The sequence below is a fragment of the Nocardia yunnanensis genome, from assembly GCF_003626895.1.
In the GTDB taxonomy this organism is placed as follows: Bacteria; Actinomycetota; Actinomycetes; order Mycobacteriales; family Mycobacteriaceae; genus Nocardia; species Nocardia yunnanensis.
This window is the reverse complement of sequence record NZ_CP032568.1, coordinates 5,946,027-5,958,523: the sequence shown is the minus strand read 5'-3', so window position 1 is coordinate 5,958,523 and position 12,497 is coordinate 5,946,027. Positions and strand designations below refer to the sequence as shown.

18 protein-coding genes are annotated in these 12,497 nt (G+C 65.6%); 1 reads left to right on the top strand and 17 read right to left on the bottom strand.

Features of this window, described 5'->3' with window-relative positions; genetic code table 11:
• Positions 1–10: 10 nt before the first annotated feature.
• The 4 genes from D7D52_RS28215 to D7D52_RS28200 form a co-directional block, all read right to left on the bottom strand.
• On the bottom strand, positions 11–490 hold the full coding sequence (locus tag D7D52_RS28215; RefSeq protein WP_120741173.1) for a YbaB/EbfC family nucleoid-associated protein: 480 nt from the start codon (positions 488–490) through the stop codon (positions 11–13).
• A gap of 7 nt (positions 491–497) precedes the next feature.
• The gene (locus tag D7D52_RS28210; protein WP_162958605.1) at positions 498–812 is read right to left on the bottom strand and encodes a hypothetical protein; all 315 of its coding nucleotides are present in this window, start codon (positions 810–812) and stop codon (positions 498–500) included.
• Positions 813–910: 98 nt separating this feature from the next.
• Positions 911–1,690 carry an ESX secretion-associated protein EspG gene (locus tag D7D52_RS28205; protein WP_120741169.1) on the bottom strand — a complete coding sequence of 260 codons (780 nt, stop codon included), beginning with the start codon at positions 1,688–1,690 and terminating at the stop codon, positions 911–913.
• Positions 1,687–3,654, bottom strand: coding sequence for a hypothetical protein (locus D7D52_RS28200; RefSeq protein ID WP_162958604.1), 1,968 nt, complete (start codon positions 3,652–3,654; stop codon positions 1,687–1,689). The genes D7D52_RS28205 and D7D52_RS28200 overlap by 4 nt, the downstream gene beginning before the upstream one ends.
• A gap of 211 nt (positions 3,655–3,865) precedes the next feature.
• Between D7D52_RS28200 and dtd the strand changes: the two genes are divergently transcribed.
• On the top strand, positions 3,866–4,309 hold the full coding sequence (dtd, locus tag D7D52_RS28195) for a D-aminoacyl-tRNA deacylase (RefSeq protein WP_120741165.1): 444 nt from the start codon (positions 3,866–3,868) through the stop codon (positions 4,307–4,309).
• Positions 4,310–4,319: 10 nt separating this feature from the next.
• On the opposite strand, the gene D7D52_RS28190 is transcribed toward dtd, so the two are convergent.
• The 13 genes from D7D52_RS28190 to rpsH form a co-directional block, all read right to left on the bottom strand.
• On the bottom strand, positions 4,320–4,730 hold the full coding sequence (locus tag D7D52_RS28190) for a nuclear transport factor 2 family protein (protein WP_162958603.1): 411 nt from the start codon (positions 4,728–4,730) through the stop codon (positions 4,320–4,322).
• A 126-nt stretch (positions 4,731–4,856) separates the two neighbouring features.
• Complete coding sequence (locus tag D7D52_RS39985) at positions 4,857–5,966, bottom strand: hypothetical protein (protein ID WP_120741161.1); 1,110 nt, start codon at positions 5,964–5,966, stop codon at positions 4,857–4,859.
• Between the two features lie 41 nt (positions 5,967–6,007).
• Positions 6,008–6,355, bottom strand: a complete 348-nt coding sequence (locus D7D52_RS28180) for a type II toxin-antitoxin system PemK/MazF family toxin (RefSeq protein WP_162958602.1) — start codon at positions 6,353–6,355, stop codon at positions 6,008–6,010.
• Positions 6,352–6,570: a ribbon-helix-helix protein, CopG family gene (locus tag D7D52_RS28175; RefSeq protein WP_120741157.1), complete on the bottom strand. Its 219-nt coding sequence runs from the start codon at positions 6,568–6,570 to the stop codon at positions 6,352–6,354. The genes D7D52_RS28180 and D7D52_RS28175 overlap by 4 nt, the downstream gene beginning before the upstream one ends.
• Positions 6,571–6,752: 182 nt before the next feature.
• The gene (gene map, locus D7D52_RS28170; protein ID WP_120741155.1) at positions 6,753–7,553 is read right to left on the bottom strand and encodes a type I methionyl aminopeptidase; all 801 of its coding nucleotides are present in this window, start codon (positions 7,551–7,553) and stop codon (positions 6,753–6,755) included.
• Complete coding sequence (locus tag D7D52_RS28165) at positions 7,553–8,098, bottom strand: adenylate kinase (protein ID WP_120741153.1); 546 nt, start codon at positions 8,096–8,098, stop codon at positions 7,553–7,555. Before D7D52_RS28165 ends, map begins: the two co-directional genes overlap by 1 nt.
• Positions 8,095–9,417: a preprotein translocase subunit SecY gene (gene secY, locus D7D52_RS28160; RefSeq protein WP_120741151.1), complete on the bottom strand. Its 1,323-nt coding sequence runs from the start codon at positions 9,415–9,417 to the stop codon at positions 8,095–8,097. Before secY ends, D7D52_RS28165 begins: the two co-directional genes overlap by 4 nt.
• A gap of 189 nt (positions 9,418–9,606) precedes the next feature.
• The gene (gene rplO, locus D7D52_RS28155; protein WP_120741149.1) at positions 9,607–10,050 is read right to left on the bottom strand and encodes a 50S ribosomal protein L15; all 444 of its coding nucleotides are present in this window, start codon (positions 10,048–10,050) and stop codon (positions 9,607–9,609) included.
• Positions 10,047–10,232, bottom strand: coding sequence for a 50S ribosomal protein L30 (gene rpmD / locus D7D52_RS28150; protein ID WP_120741147.1), 186 nt, complete (start codon positions 10,230–10,232; stop codon positions 10,047–10,049). Before rpmD ends, rplO begins: the two co-directional genes overlap by 4 nt.
• A gap of 2 nt (positions 10,233–10,234) precedes the next feature.
• Positions 10,235–10,879, bottom strand: a complete 645-nt coding sequence (gene rpsE / locus D7D52_RS28145) for a 30S ribosomal protein S5 (RefSeq protein ID WP_120741145.1) — start codon at positions 10,877–10,879, stop codon at positions 10,235–10,237.
• A gap of 31 nt (positions 10,880–10,910) precedes the next feature.
• Positions 10,911–11,318, bottom strand: a complete 408-nt coding sequence (gene rplR, locus D7D52_RS28140) for a 50S ribosomal protein L18 (protein WP_120741143.1) — start codon at positions 11,316–11,318, stop codon at positions 10,911–10,913.
• 3 nt (positions 11,319–11,321) lie between these two features.
• Positions 11,322–11,861, bottom strand: a complete 540-nt coding sequence (gene rplF, locus D7D52_RS28135; protein ID WP_120741141.1) for a 50S ribosomal protein L6 — start codon at positions 11,859–11,861, stop codon at positions 11,322–11,324.
• A gap of 14 nt (positions 11,862–11,875) precedes the next feature.
• Positions 11,876–12,274: a 30S ribosomal protein S8 gene (gene rpsH, locus D7D52_RS28130; RefSeq protein ID WP_033087354.1), complete on the bottom strand. Its 399-nt coding sequence runs from the start codon at positions 12,272–12,274 to the stop codon at positions 11,876–11,878.
• Positions 12,275–12,497 lie beyond the last annotated feature (223 nt).

Genomic DNA, 12,497 nt, shown 5'->3' with positions numbered 1-12,497 from the left:
AAGCGCGGTGTCACCATCCGGAATCGGTGGCCCCACCGCGAGATCGCCGCTCCTCTGGATCGGCGGCACGGCGTTCCGGCGCCTTGGGCGGCGCGGTCGAGACCACCGGCGGTTCCGGAATCCGCAGCTCCTGACCCAGGTCCGGCATGCCCGGCACCATCTCCATCAGCTTCGGCAGCCGATCGCGGTTGCGCGAGAGCGGATCCAGGATCTCCCGGCCGCGCCTGGCCACCTCCGCACTAGCCTGCTGCGCGGCCTCGGTCACCGCCTTGGCGATCTCGTGGTAGTCGAGATCCTCGATGCCCGAACCGAATTTGGTTTCGATCAGCGTGCCGTCCGCGTTCACGGTGACGGTCACGCGTTTGCCGCGGACGCTCGCCGACGCGGTCAGCGCCGCGCGTTCGCGCTGCAACTGGGTGATGGTGCGCATCTGGTCGCGAAAGTCGTCGAGAATATCCGCGAAATCGGATCGGGCCCGCTCGTTCACCATGATCGGATCACTGGAACCCGTCGCCGTTGTCGTGATCCATCTTCTTCAAATCCTCCGCGGCCTTCTTCTGACCATCCGAGAAGTTGCCGAAGGTGCCGGCCATATTGCTCGCACCCTCGAGGATGTTCTTCTTACCGGCGAGATAGCCCTGATCGCCGTTGGCGAAGTTGTGGCCGAGCGTGTCGTCGCCCCACGGCGTGCCGCGGCCGTCGACGGCGGAAACCAGTGTGCTGACGACCTTTTCGATGCCGTCGCGCACCTTGTCCGTCTTACCGGCCGCGGTGATCAGCAGATCCTCGTAGGCCTCCAACCGATCGCTCATGGTGAGCAACCATGTCAGGCGTTGGCAACCACGCAGTAGCCGGAAAATTAACGGCGGGTGCCGATTCGGGCCGATCGTGCCGCGCACCCGGCCGTCGCCTACTCGCCGCGATCCTCCCTGTGCGACAGGACTTCCCACATGCGGGCGTCGACCCGCTCGGTCAGCTGAAGCGGAGACACCGGGACCGCCTGCGCGTCCGCCACCCCCACCTCGAACAGGTACCGCCCGTCCAGCCGCAGATCGCGCCAGGCCAGCAGCGAATCCATGACACCGCGAGGCCCATAGATGGAGCGGCCCTGTCGGACTCGGATGAAACCGTTCCACTCGGCCGAGGCGGCCCAGAACGCCGCACTGCGGCTTTCGCTCGTCTCCTCGAAGGAGTCGAACGCGAGCGACTGCCTGACCTCGAACGGGTCCCGCTCCTCCGGTTCGGAGAGCAACGGCACCACCGGTCCGCCACCCGCATCGGTGGCGGGCAACTGGGCGACCACCAGCGCGGGCAACTCCTCCGGCTCGCACTCGGTGAGCGTGAAACCGCCACTGTGATAAATGGTTTCGCCGGGCTTCATGGTCACCAGGACAGCCCGGCGACCCCGCCGGGCCGCATGCACGCGAATCCGCAGCGCCGGGTTGTCGAGATCGTCGTCGTGGCGGGCGTGGGCGGCGATGACGAGATCGGGATCCGCCAGGATCTCGAACACCGGCTTGATCTCGGCGAACAAACCGGTACCGAGCCGCTCGCTCACCTCGCTCAGGGCGCGTCGTTCGTCGTCCTCGTAGCGATGGCGGCTGGTGTAGGTCAGCGGAAACGGGACATCGCCGTCGAGGTAGCGGTTGCACAGCACGATGAACTCGTCATCGGAGAAGTCCCAGATCACTGCTCGGCCGCCGTCGCCTCCGGCGCCCCGAACGCCTGATCGAGACCGTGCTCGAGGGTCCGCACGAAATCGACCGGAACGTCCACCGGCTCCGCGCCCGCCGCGGAGGCGACCATGGCGCCCTCCGGAGTGCCGATGGGCGTGGCGAGTTCCGCTCCGAGACCGGTGCGGAACAGGTTCGTGAACGCCGGTGTGCCGGCGGCCTGGCCGGTCGCCCGGGACTGGCCGTCCGTTCCGACGGGCAGCGCCTCCGAGCGGACCTCGGTGGCGGGAATGCCCGCCATCGGGGTATCGGCGGTGGAGGTGAGGCCGAGCAGCTGGCCGAGTTGTGCCAGTTTGGCCGGGTCCTTCTCGACCGCCGCGAACGCGGACGTGACCTTGTCCTCCGGCACGCCGAAAAGGTGTGCCAGAGCGGCGGTGTCGGTGGTCTGCGTCGCGGACTGCAACTGCTGCAGCAGGGTTGGCAACTGCTGCGACAGGGTGGAGATGCCGGAGGTCATCCCGGTCATCAGCGAGGTGAGGGCGCTGGTGAGCTGCGAGGTGTCGGAACCGCCGGTGGCGCCGGACGAGGTCGTCTGCGGCGTCGAGGTATTCGGATAGCCGGAGTTGGGGTTGGGGTTGCCGTTCGGGTTCTGGCCATTGGGATATTGGCTGTTCGGGCTCTGACCATTCGGAGTCTGGCCATTCGGGTTCTGGCCGTTGGGCTTCTGGCCGTTGGGGCTTTGGCCGTTCGGGTGGTTCTTGTCGTTCTTGGGCTTGTCGTGCTGGTCGTGCTTCTTTGGCTGGTCGTTCGGGTTTTGCCCCTGCGGATGGTTTTGCCCCTGGGGACTCTCCCCGGGAGTCTTGGGCTTACCCGAGGGTGAGCCGGTCGGCTGACCTCCGGATGGGGCGCTGGGCTTGTCCCCGGCCGGGGAGCCGGGCGGGGCGGTGGGCTTGTCCGCCGGCGGGGCGGTCGGCGTGTCTCCGGGCGGCGCGGGTGGCTTGTCGCCCGGATTCGGCGGCGTGGGCGCGTCGACCTGAGGTCCCGGCATCACCGGCAGCACCGACTGGGTGTCCTTGCCCGGCTCGAGGTAATACCAGCCGAACTTCTTGCGGTACGAACTCAAATCGCTGTCGCCCCACGGCCAGCTGTCGTACCAGCTGTCGTGCTTCTTGGACGGCATCGCGTCCTTGCAGTACGCGACCCAGCTGCCGGTCCAGGTCAGCAGACTGCTCATCGTGTTCATGGTGTCGACGAGCGGCTGCAGATCGTTGGCGTATTTGTTGACCGCGTCCCGCGCGGCCTTGCCGCCGGCGCCGAGCCAGCTGTTGGCCAGACCCTCGATGGTGTTCACGAACGCCTTGGACTTGCTGTCGATCTTGCTCGCCAACTGCGCGTAATCCTCGCCCGCGAAGGCGTACGGATCGCCGTTGAGGGTGTTGTGCAGCTTGATCAACGTATCCCAATCCTGGTCCTTGGACTCCCAGTTGATCGGGTACTTGTCTTTCGTCTTGTGGTCGTCCTTGGCCCAGTTCTTGAGGTCCTTCGGGAGTTCCGGGAACTGACTGAACGCGCCGGAGCGGTAGGTCTTCGGGTTGATATCCAGATCGGCCGCGTTCGTAGGGGTCGGGAAGTCCGTCGCCCATTTGATGTTGCTCTCCGCGGCCTTCAGCTGATCGGCCGACACCCCGTCGGCGTAACGGTAGGCCTTCGACGCCTCCCGGAACGTGTCGATCATGGCGGTCAGGATGTCGACATGGGTGCCGAGCGCCGTCTTCAGCTCGATCCCCCGGCGGTTCAATCCCGAGGTGAGCGCCTGACCGGACCCGAGGAAGCTGATGTCGGGGAGCGAATCCAGCTTGAAGTCCGAGACCGCCTTCTGATACGCGCGCATCGATGCGAGCAGCGTCGACGTCGCGTTGATCGCGGTCTGTGCGTCCTTGGGGTCGAACTGCAATGTGTGCGCGTCGATCTGCGCCTTCAAGCCCGATCCCCACACAGGTGTCTTCGTATTGTCAGGTGCCATCGGTAACTACTGCCGCTCCGCCGAGGTTTCAGATGTCAATGCCAGCACAGCCTACTGCCGTGAACTCGCGGTGGCGCACAAGGAAATTCGGGACAGGCGGGCAGATCCTCGGTGCGAGAGTGTCAGCCGGAGCGGGTGGCAGCGCCGCCATCTGCGAAGATCGGTATTCATGCGGGTACTGGTGCAGCGTGTCACGAGGGCACAGGTCAGCGTGGGCGGCGAGGTGGTCGGCAGCATCGATCCGGCCGCGCACGGGGCGCCGCACGGGCTGGTGGCGCTGGTCGGGGTGACGCACACCGATACTGTCGCCACCACCAAGGCGTTGGCGGACAAGCTGTTCCGGCTGCGGATCCTGGAGGGCGAGCGGTCCGCGGCGGATCTGGGCGCACCGGTGCTGGTCATCAGCCAGTTCACGCTCTACGCCGACACCGCGAAGGGGCGGCGGCCTTCCTGGTCGGCAGCCGCGCCGGGTTCGGTGGCCGAACCGCTGGTCGATGTCTTCGCGGACACGCTGCACGAACTCGGCGCGACCGTCGCCACCGGGCGGTTCGGGGCGCACATGCACGTCGAGCTCGTCAACGACGGGCCGGTCACCCTCCTGCTCGAAGGGTGAGGCGGAAGGGTCAGGCCGCGGGCGTGAGCAGCTTCAGGACACGCTCCACCAGAGCCGTATCGCAATGCTCGACGACCTCGGTGATCCGGCCGTCGGCCACGGTGAACAGCATGCAGTAGGTCTGGTGGTAGCGGTCGCCCGACACCGTCGTGCCGTAGCCACGCGCCTGAACCACGACGCGATCACCGTCGGCCAGGATCAGGTCCGCCTCGAGCCGGTAGGGCTCGGCGAACTGCGCCATGAGCGGCCGCAGAAGCCCCTGCACCACAGCGGTTTTCGGCGCCCACGTGGCCGCCCACGACCAAGATCCGGGAAAGGTCCAGCTGCACTCGTCGGCCATGGCAGCGGTCAACGCCCGCCCGTTCCCCACCGCCAACTGCTCGAAGATGCCACGCATCAGTTCTTTGTTCTCCGTGCTCATACCGCCGACGCTACGAGCGATACCAGGCATGCGAAAAGCGAGAATCCCGCATACCCGGTATCACATTCACGCATGGCCAGGCGATTCCCGTGTAAGGGCCCGATTCATTCGGTCGTGCGGGGGTTGTCATTTGTGCCAGTAGTTTTCGGGGCCGGCTTGGTCGGCGGCGGCTTTGGCTGCGGGGTCGGTCCAGTCGTCGGTGGTGGGGTCTCGGGAGAGGGTGATGTAGAGGGCGGTGGATTCGTAGATGTAGCGGTATTGGTGGGCGCTGTAGCCGCTGCGGCGGGCGCGGGAGGGGTCGTTGGTGCAGACGTCGGCGCCGGGGCCGTCGTGGGGGCACCAGAGGGCCCAGTCTTGGGTTTGGCCTTTCATGGTGGCGTAGAGACGGTCGGCGTCTGCGGTGGTGTCGAGGGCGAGGACGTTCACCGAGACCATGATCTTGTTGGAGTCGTCGACGTAGGGGCCGGCGACCTGATGAGCGCAATTGTAGGTGCGCAGAATGGATTTCACGTTCGCGGACATGGCAGGAGTGATGCAGTCCATGACGCCGCTCGAACGCAGGGTGTAGTTCACGTTCTTGCCGTCGCGGAAGGACTGCGGGAGCAGGGCGGTGAAGGGGGTTTTGTCGGTGGCCGCCGAATCGAGGGAGGACCAGTCGAACGCGGGCGTGGTGGTGGTCGGCGGGCGGGAAGAGTGCGAGGTGGTGGTGTAGGGCGAATATGTCGAGGTCGACGACGCGGCGCTCTGGTCGGAACTCTGTACGGCGCGCACGACCAGAACGGTCGTGACGATCGCGACGACGGCACCGGCGATGATCGCCGCGGCCAACGCGCCCGACCTTCGTTGCGGCTCAGGCGGTCTCGGGGGTGAGAACACGGGTACGGGCGGCGGTGCCGGCGCGGCGAGCACGGCTGCGCGCCACTCCGCCGCGGACGGGCGCGCCTCGGTGGCCGACGGGTCGTCGAAGGCCCGCTCGATCAGCGCACGCACACCCGGGTCCAGCCCGGGCGCCAATTCGGAGCGCATGAACCAGCGGCCATCCACCAGCGCGGGCAGATTCGCCTCGCGCAGCAGGCTGCGATACACGAGCAAGGCGACACCCAGCCGGTCGCTGTACCGGTCGGGGCCCGCGACAGCGCCGAATCGCACTCGGGGATCACGCCATTCGTCGGCGATCGGCTGCTGGACCGGCGCGGCCTGTGCCGAACGCAGTCCATCCCCACCGCGCAGATACACACCCGTCCGCGACCGACCCCGAATGTGGAAACAACAAGCGCTCAAAGGGCGAGATGCAGACGGAGGGCGTTATCCAGCTCGGAGAGTTGTTTGACCGACAGCCTGCCGAGGACTCGTCCGACCCGTTCGACCGAAACCGAACGAACCTGCTCCGCTTGGGCTTTGGAGGCGACACGAAGGCCCGGGACGTCGTCCAACAGCACCTGGAAAGGGAAGATTCGCTCGGTATTGCTGGTGACAGGGACGACCGTGATCACACCCCGGCCGAGCTGCTCGGCCCTTCGATTGGCACCGTCGTTGCTGACCACGATCGCGGGCCGATGCTTCGACACCTCATTACCGCGAACCGGATCGAAGTCCACCGTGACGATATCGCCCCGGCGCATCAAGCCAGCCCGTCCGCGACTACCTCGTTCCAGACACCATCTGCTTCGGTTGCCGACCAGTCATCCCACGCCTGCTCATACGCGTCCTCGAGCGCTCGAGCGCGCAACAGCTCGATCGCTTTGGCTACAGCCGCGGACCGACTCGGCAGCCCCGACCGGCAAACCTCCTGGTCGAGCGTCGCCACATCGTCCGCGGAGAGGCTCACACTAAGCTTCATACCTAAAATGCTACCAGGGTAGCAATGTGGGTACGATGGTCACTTCTGCCCTTGAGTTCCGGGGCCGGGCGAGCAGTTCGTGCAGGCGTCGACCCGATCGGCGACTCGTTGCTCGCAGCCCCGGGAAACGACTCATGCCCACCCCGGCTGGCCGGGGTGGGCATGATCGATTGCGCGGAAGGCTATTCCGGGCGCAGCGTCAGGATGCGCGGGCCGTCTTCGGTGACGGCCACCGTGTGCTCCCAATGCGCGGCGCGGGACCCGTCATCGGTGACGACGGTCCAATTGTCGTCCAGCTCATGGGTTTCCGTGGTGCCCAGGGTGAGCATCGGCTCGATGGCCAGCACCGAACCGACACGCAGTTCGGGCCCCTTGCCGGGAGCGCCCTCGTTGGGAAGGAAAGGGTCCATGTGCATTTCGCGGCCGATGGCGTGGCCGCCATAGCCGGAGACGATGCCGTACTTGCGGTCGTGCAGCTTCTCGGCGGCGTAGGTGCCCTGCTCGATGGCGTGCGAGACGTCGGTGAGGCGATTGCCGGGCAGCATGGCGGCGATGCCCGCCTCCATCGACAGGCGGGTGGCCTCCGACAGCAGGCGATCGGCCTCGATGATGGTGCCGACACCGAAGGTCCACGCCGAATCGCCGTGCCAGCCTTCGAGAATCGCGCCGCAGTCGATGGAGACCAGGTCGCCCTCGACCAGCACATCGTCCTTGGACGGAATGCCGTGCACCACACGGTCGTTCACCGACGAACAGATCGAGCCCGGGAAACCGTGGTAGCCCTTGAACGACGGAATCGCCCCGGCCTCACGAATCACCGACTCGGCCACCTCGTCCAGCTCCAGGGTCGAGACCCCGGGCTTGGCGGCGGCGCGCACCGCCACCAGCGCACGGCCGACGATGGCGCCGGCCGCCGCCATGGCGTCCAGTTCACCGGCGGTGCGGAAGGGCACCACCCGCTTGCTCTTGCGGCCGAAGACCATTAACGGCCCAGGGCCTTCAGCGCACGCGCGTTGACCTCGTCGATCTCGCCGACGCCCTCGACCGACACGACGGAACCGTCGTAGTGCTCGAGCAGCGGCTCGGTCTCCTCGCGGTAGACGCGCATGCGGTTGCGGATGACCTCTTCGGTGTCGTCGCCGCGGCCGCGGGCCAGCATGCGCTCGACCACCACGTCCTCGTCGACCACGAACGACAGCACGGCGTCGAGCTCCTTGCCCGACTCCTTGAGCATCTTCTCCAGCGCCTCGGCCTGATCCACGGTGCGCGGGTAGCCGTCCAGGATGAACCCGTTGGCGGCGTCCGGTTCGGCGATGCGCGCCTCGACCATGCGGTTGGTCACGTCCGAGGGCACCAGATTGCCGGCGTCGAGGTACTGCTGCGCCTCCCGGCCCAGCGGGGTCTGCTGGCTGATGTTCGTGCGAAACAGGGCACCCGTGGAGATGTGCGGAACACCGAGCTTTTCCGACAACAGTTCGGCCTGGGTGCCCTTACCGGCACCGGGCGGTCCGAGCAGTACGAGTCTCACTTCAAGAACCCTTCGTAGTTTCGGTTCATCAACTGGCTCTCGATCTGTTTCACGGTATCGAGGCCGACGCTCACAATGATCAGCACCGAGGTACCGCCGAACGGCAGGCTGGACATGCCGCCGCCTCCGGAACCGATACCCAGCAACAGGTTCGGCAGCACAGCAACGGCGCCGAGGTACAGCGAACCGGGCAGGGTGATCCGGCTCAGCACGTAGTTCAGGTAATCGGCGGTCGGCTTGCCGGGACGATAGCCCGGGATGAAGCCGCCGAACTTCTTCATCTCGTCCGCGCGCTCCTCCGGATTGAAGGTGATCGCGACATAGAAGTAGGTGAAGAACACGATCAACGCGAAGTAGATCGTCACATAGGCCGGGTTCGTCGGGTTTACCAGGTACTTCTGGATCAACTCCTGCCACTTGGCGGGGTTGCCGGAACTCTTCTGGGTCAACTGCGCCAACAGGTTCGGCAGATACAGCAGCGAGGACGCGAAGATGACCGGGATGACGCCCGCCTGATTCACCTTCAGCGGCAGATACGTCGACGATCCGCCGTACATCTTGCGGCCGACCACACGCTTGGCGTACTGGACCGGAATCCGGCGCTGGCCCTGCTCGACGAAGATGACACCGATGATCACGACGAAGGCGGCGACGCCGACCAGGATGGTGGTCATCAGGCCGCGGCTGTCGTAGATCTGCTTGCCCTGCGCCGGGATTCGCGCGGCGATACCCGCGAAGATCAACAGCGACATGCCGTTACCGACACCGCGCTCGGTGATCTGCTCGCCGAACCACATGACCAGGGCGGCGCCGGCGGTCATGACCAACACGATGATGATCATGCCGAAGATCGAGGTGTCATCGAGAATGGGTTTGGTGCAGCCACGCAGCAATTGACCACGCGAGGCGAGCGCGACCAGACCGGTCGACTGCAGAATCGCCAGGGCGATGGACAGATAGCGCGTGTACTGGGTCATCTTGTTCTGACCCGCTTGGCCCTCTTTGCGCAGCTCCTCGAACCGCGGAATGACGACCGTCAGCAGCTGGATGATGATGCTCGCCGTGATGTACGGCATGATGCCGATCGCGAACACCGACAGCTGCAACAGCGCACCACCCGAGAAGAGGTTGATGAGCTGGTAGATACCGGCGGAATCACCGCCGTTGACGATGTTGACGCACTCTTGAACGTTCTTGTAACTGACGCCCGGCGAGGGCAGCGACGCACCGAGCCGGTAGAGCGCGATCAGTCCCAGCGTGAAGAGAATCTTCCGCCGTAAGTCCGGGGTCCGGAAAGCCGACACGAAGGCGGAAAGCACAGATCCTCCTGGCTAACGACATAGGTCAGGCCACGGATTCAGCGATGATTACGCCGAGAACCATGACGGTGTTGGCAGACAACACTTGAACTTTAACAGCGACACCGGGCGAGCTCGCGACTCGCCCGGTGCCATTGCTACTTCAGGTTACCGATTCCGTAGCGACTGCTTGCAGGTCGCTGGAAAAGATCAGCCCAGTTCGGTGGCGGTGCCACCGGCCGCGACGATCTTCTCCTTGGCGGAGCCGGAGAACTTGTCCGCCGAAACCTGCACGGCCACAGCGATTTCGCCCTCGGCGAGCACCTTCACGAGCTCGTTCTTGCGAACGAGACCCTTGGCGACCAGTTCGGCCTTGCCGATGGTGCCGCCCTCGGGGAACACGCGGGCGATGTCACCGACGTTCACGACCTGGTACTCGGTGCGGAACGGGTTGGTGAAGCCCTTGAGCTTGGGCAGACGCATGTGAATCGGCATCTGACCGCCCTCGAAGCGGACCGGGACGTTCTTGCGAGCCTTCGTACCCTTGGTACCGCGGCCCGCGGTCTTGCCCTTGGAACCCTCACCGCGACCCACGCGGGTCTTCTCGGTCTTGGCGCCGGGGGCAGGACGCAGGTGATGCAACTTGATGGTCATGCTTGGACCTCCTCTACAACAACGAGGTGGCGCACGACGTTGATCAAGCCGCGGTTCTGCGCGTTGTCCTCACGCACCGTGGTCTGCCGGATGCCGCGCAGCCCGAGGGTGCGCAGCGACTCCCGCTGATTCGCCTTGGCGCCGATGCTGGACTTGACCTGGGTCACTTTCAGCTGTGCCATGTCTAGACTCCCTGTCCCGCGCGCGCACGCAGCATGCCTGCGGGAGCCACGTCCTCGATGGGCAGGCCACGGCGAGCCGCGACCTCTTCGGGACGCTGCAGCATCTTGAGAGCCGCAACCGTGGCGTGCACGACGTTGATGGCGTTGTCGCTACCGAGCGACTTGGCCAGAACATCATGGATGCCGGCGCATTCCAGCACGGCACGGCAGGCGCCACCGGCGATCACACCGGTACCGGGCGAAGCCGGACGCAGCATGACGACACCGGCCGCGGCCTCACCCTGAACCGGGTGGGTGACCGTGGAGCCGATCATCGGAACGCGGAAGAAGTTCTTGCGAGCCTCTTCGACACCCTTCTGGATGGCCGCGGGAACTTCCTTGGCCTTGCCGTAGCCGACGCCGACCAGACCGTTGCCGTCACCGACGATCACGAGGGCGGTGAAGCTGAAGCGACGACCACCCTTCACGACCTTGGAGACGCGGTTGATCGCGACGACACGCTCGAGTTGGTTCTTCTCGGCGGCATTGTCCCGACGATTGTCGTCGCGACGGCCACGGCCGCCACCACGCTGATCGCGGTCGTTACCACCGCTGTTCTGTCCGGCGGGACCGTTGTTTCCGCCGTCGCGCCGCTGACGTCCCGGCATCAGACGTTCCCTTCGTTCGCAGTGTTGATCATCAGAACTTCAGCCCACCTTCACGGGCGGCATCGGCGAGGGCCGCGATACGGCCGTGGTAGTCGTGACCACCACGGTCGAACACGACCGCCTCGACGCCGGCGGCCTTGGCGCGGGCGGCGATGAGCTCGCCGACCTTGGCGCCCTTGGCGGACTTGTCGCCCTCGAACGCGCGCACATCGGCCTCGATGGTCGACGCGGCGGCAATGGTCTTGCCGGCCGAATCGTCGATCAGCTGGGCGTGCAGGTGACGCGAGGAGCGGTTGACCACCAGGCGCGGACGCTCGGTGGTGCCGACGACCTTCTTGCGCAGACGGAAGTGACGGCGCGTCTTGGACAGGCGGCGCGCGGTCGAAACGTCCTTGCCGATCGGCTTGCGAGCGGCCTTCTGCTTTTCGGTTTGTGCCATGGCTTACTTACCCGTCTTTCCGACCTTGCGGCGAACGACCTCGCCGGCGTAGCGGATGCCCTTGCCCTTGTACGGGTCGGGCTTACGCAGGCCGTGGATCACCGCGGCGATCTGGCCGACCTTCTGCTTGTCGATGCCGGACACCGAGAACTTGGTCGGGGACTCCACCGCGAAGGTGATGCCCTCGGGAGCGTCGACCGGAACCGGGTGGCTGTAGCCCAGGGCGAACTCGAGGTTCGAGCCCTTGGCGGCGACGCGGTAACCGACGCCGAAGATTTCCATCTTCTTCTCGTAGCCCTTGGTGACACCCTCGATCATGTTGCTGATCAGGGTGCGGGTCAGGCCGTGCAGCGAACGGTTCTGACGCTCGTCGTTCGGACGAACGACCTCGAGTTCACCGGACTCCGCCTTGACGACGGTGATCGGCTCGGCGACCACGTGCGACAGGGTCCCCTTGGAACCCTTGACCGTCACGTTCTGGCCGTCGATGGTCACCTCGACGCCGGCGGGAACCGGAATCGGCTTCTTACCGATACGCGACATTGTTCCTACCTCCCTTACCAGACGTAGGCGAGGACTTCGCCGCCCACGCCCTGCTGCTTGGCCTGACGGTCAGTGAGCAGACCGGAGGACGTGGAGATAATCGCCACGCCGAGGCCGCCGAGCACCTTGGGCAGGTTGGTGGACTTCGCGTAAACCCGCAGACCCGGCTTCGACACGCGGCGGACGCCCTGGAGGGAGCGCTCACGCGAGGGGCCGTACTTCAGGTCGACGATCAGGTTCTTGCCGACCTGCGCATCTTCGATGCGGTAGTCGGCGATGTAGCCCTCGCGCTTGAGGATCTCGGCGATGTTCACCTTGAGCTTCGAGTGCGGAGCCTTCACCTGATCGTGGTACGCCGAGTTGGCGTTGCGCAGACGAGTCAAGAAGTCTGCGATGGGATCGGTCATGGTCATGTTCGACCGTTACCTCTCTCGCCGCGGTTCCCATTCAGCACCGTCAAAGGGCGGTCGTGGGCCTACGACAAATAGGGGCGGTCCAGCCGGGGTTGCCCGACCGGATTGAGCACTTGCGCCCGGAGCAACGCCACCCGCGCGAGGCGCGAATGGACACAGCTGTGCCCGAGCAACCGGTCTAGTGTAGACAACCCCTGATCAGCCACCAAATCGAGGCCCAGGT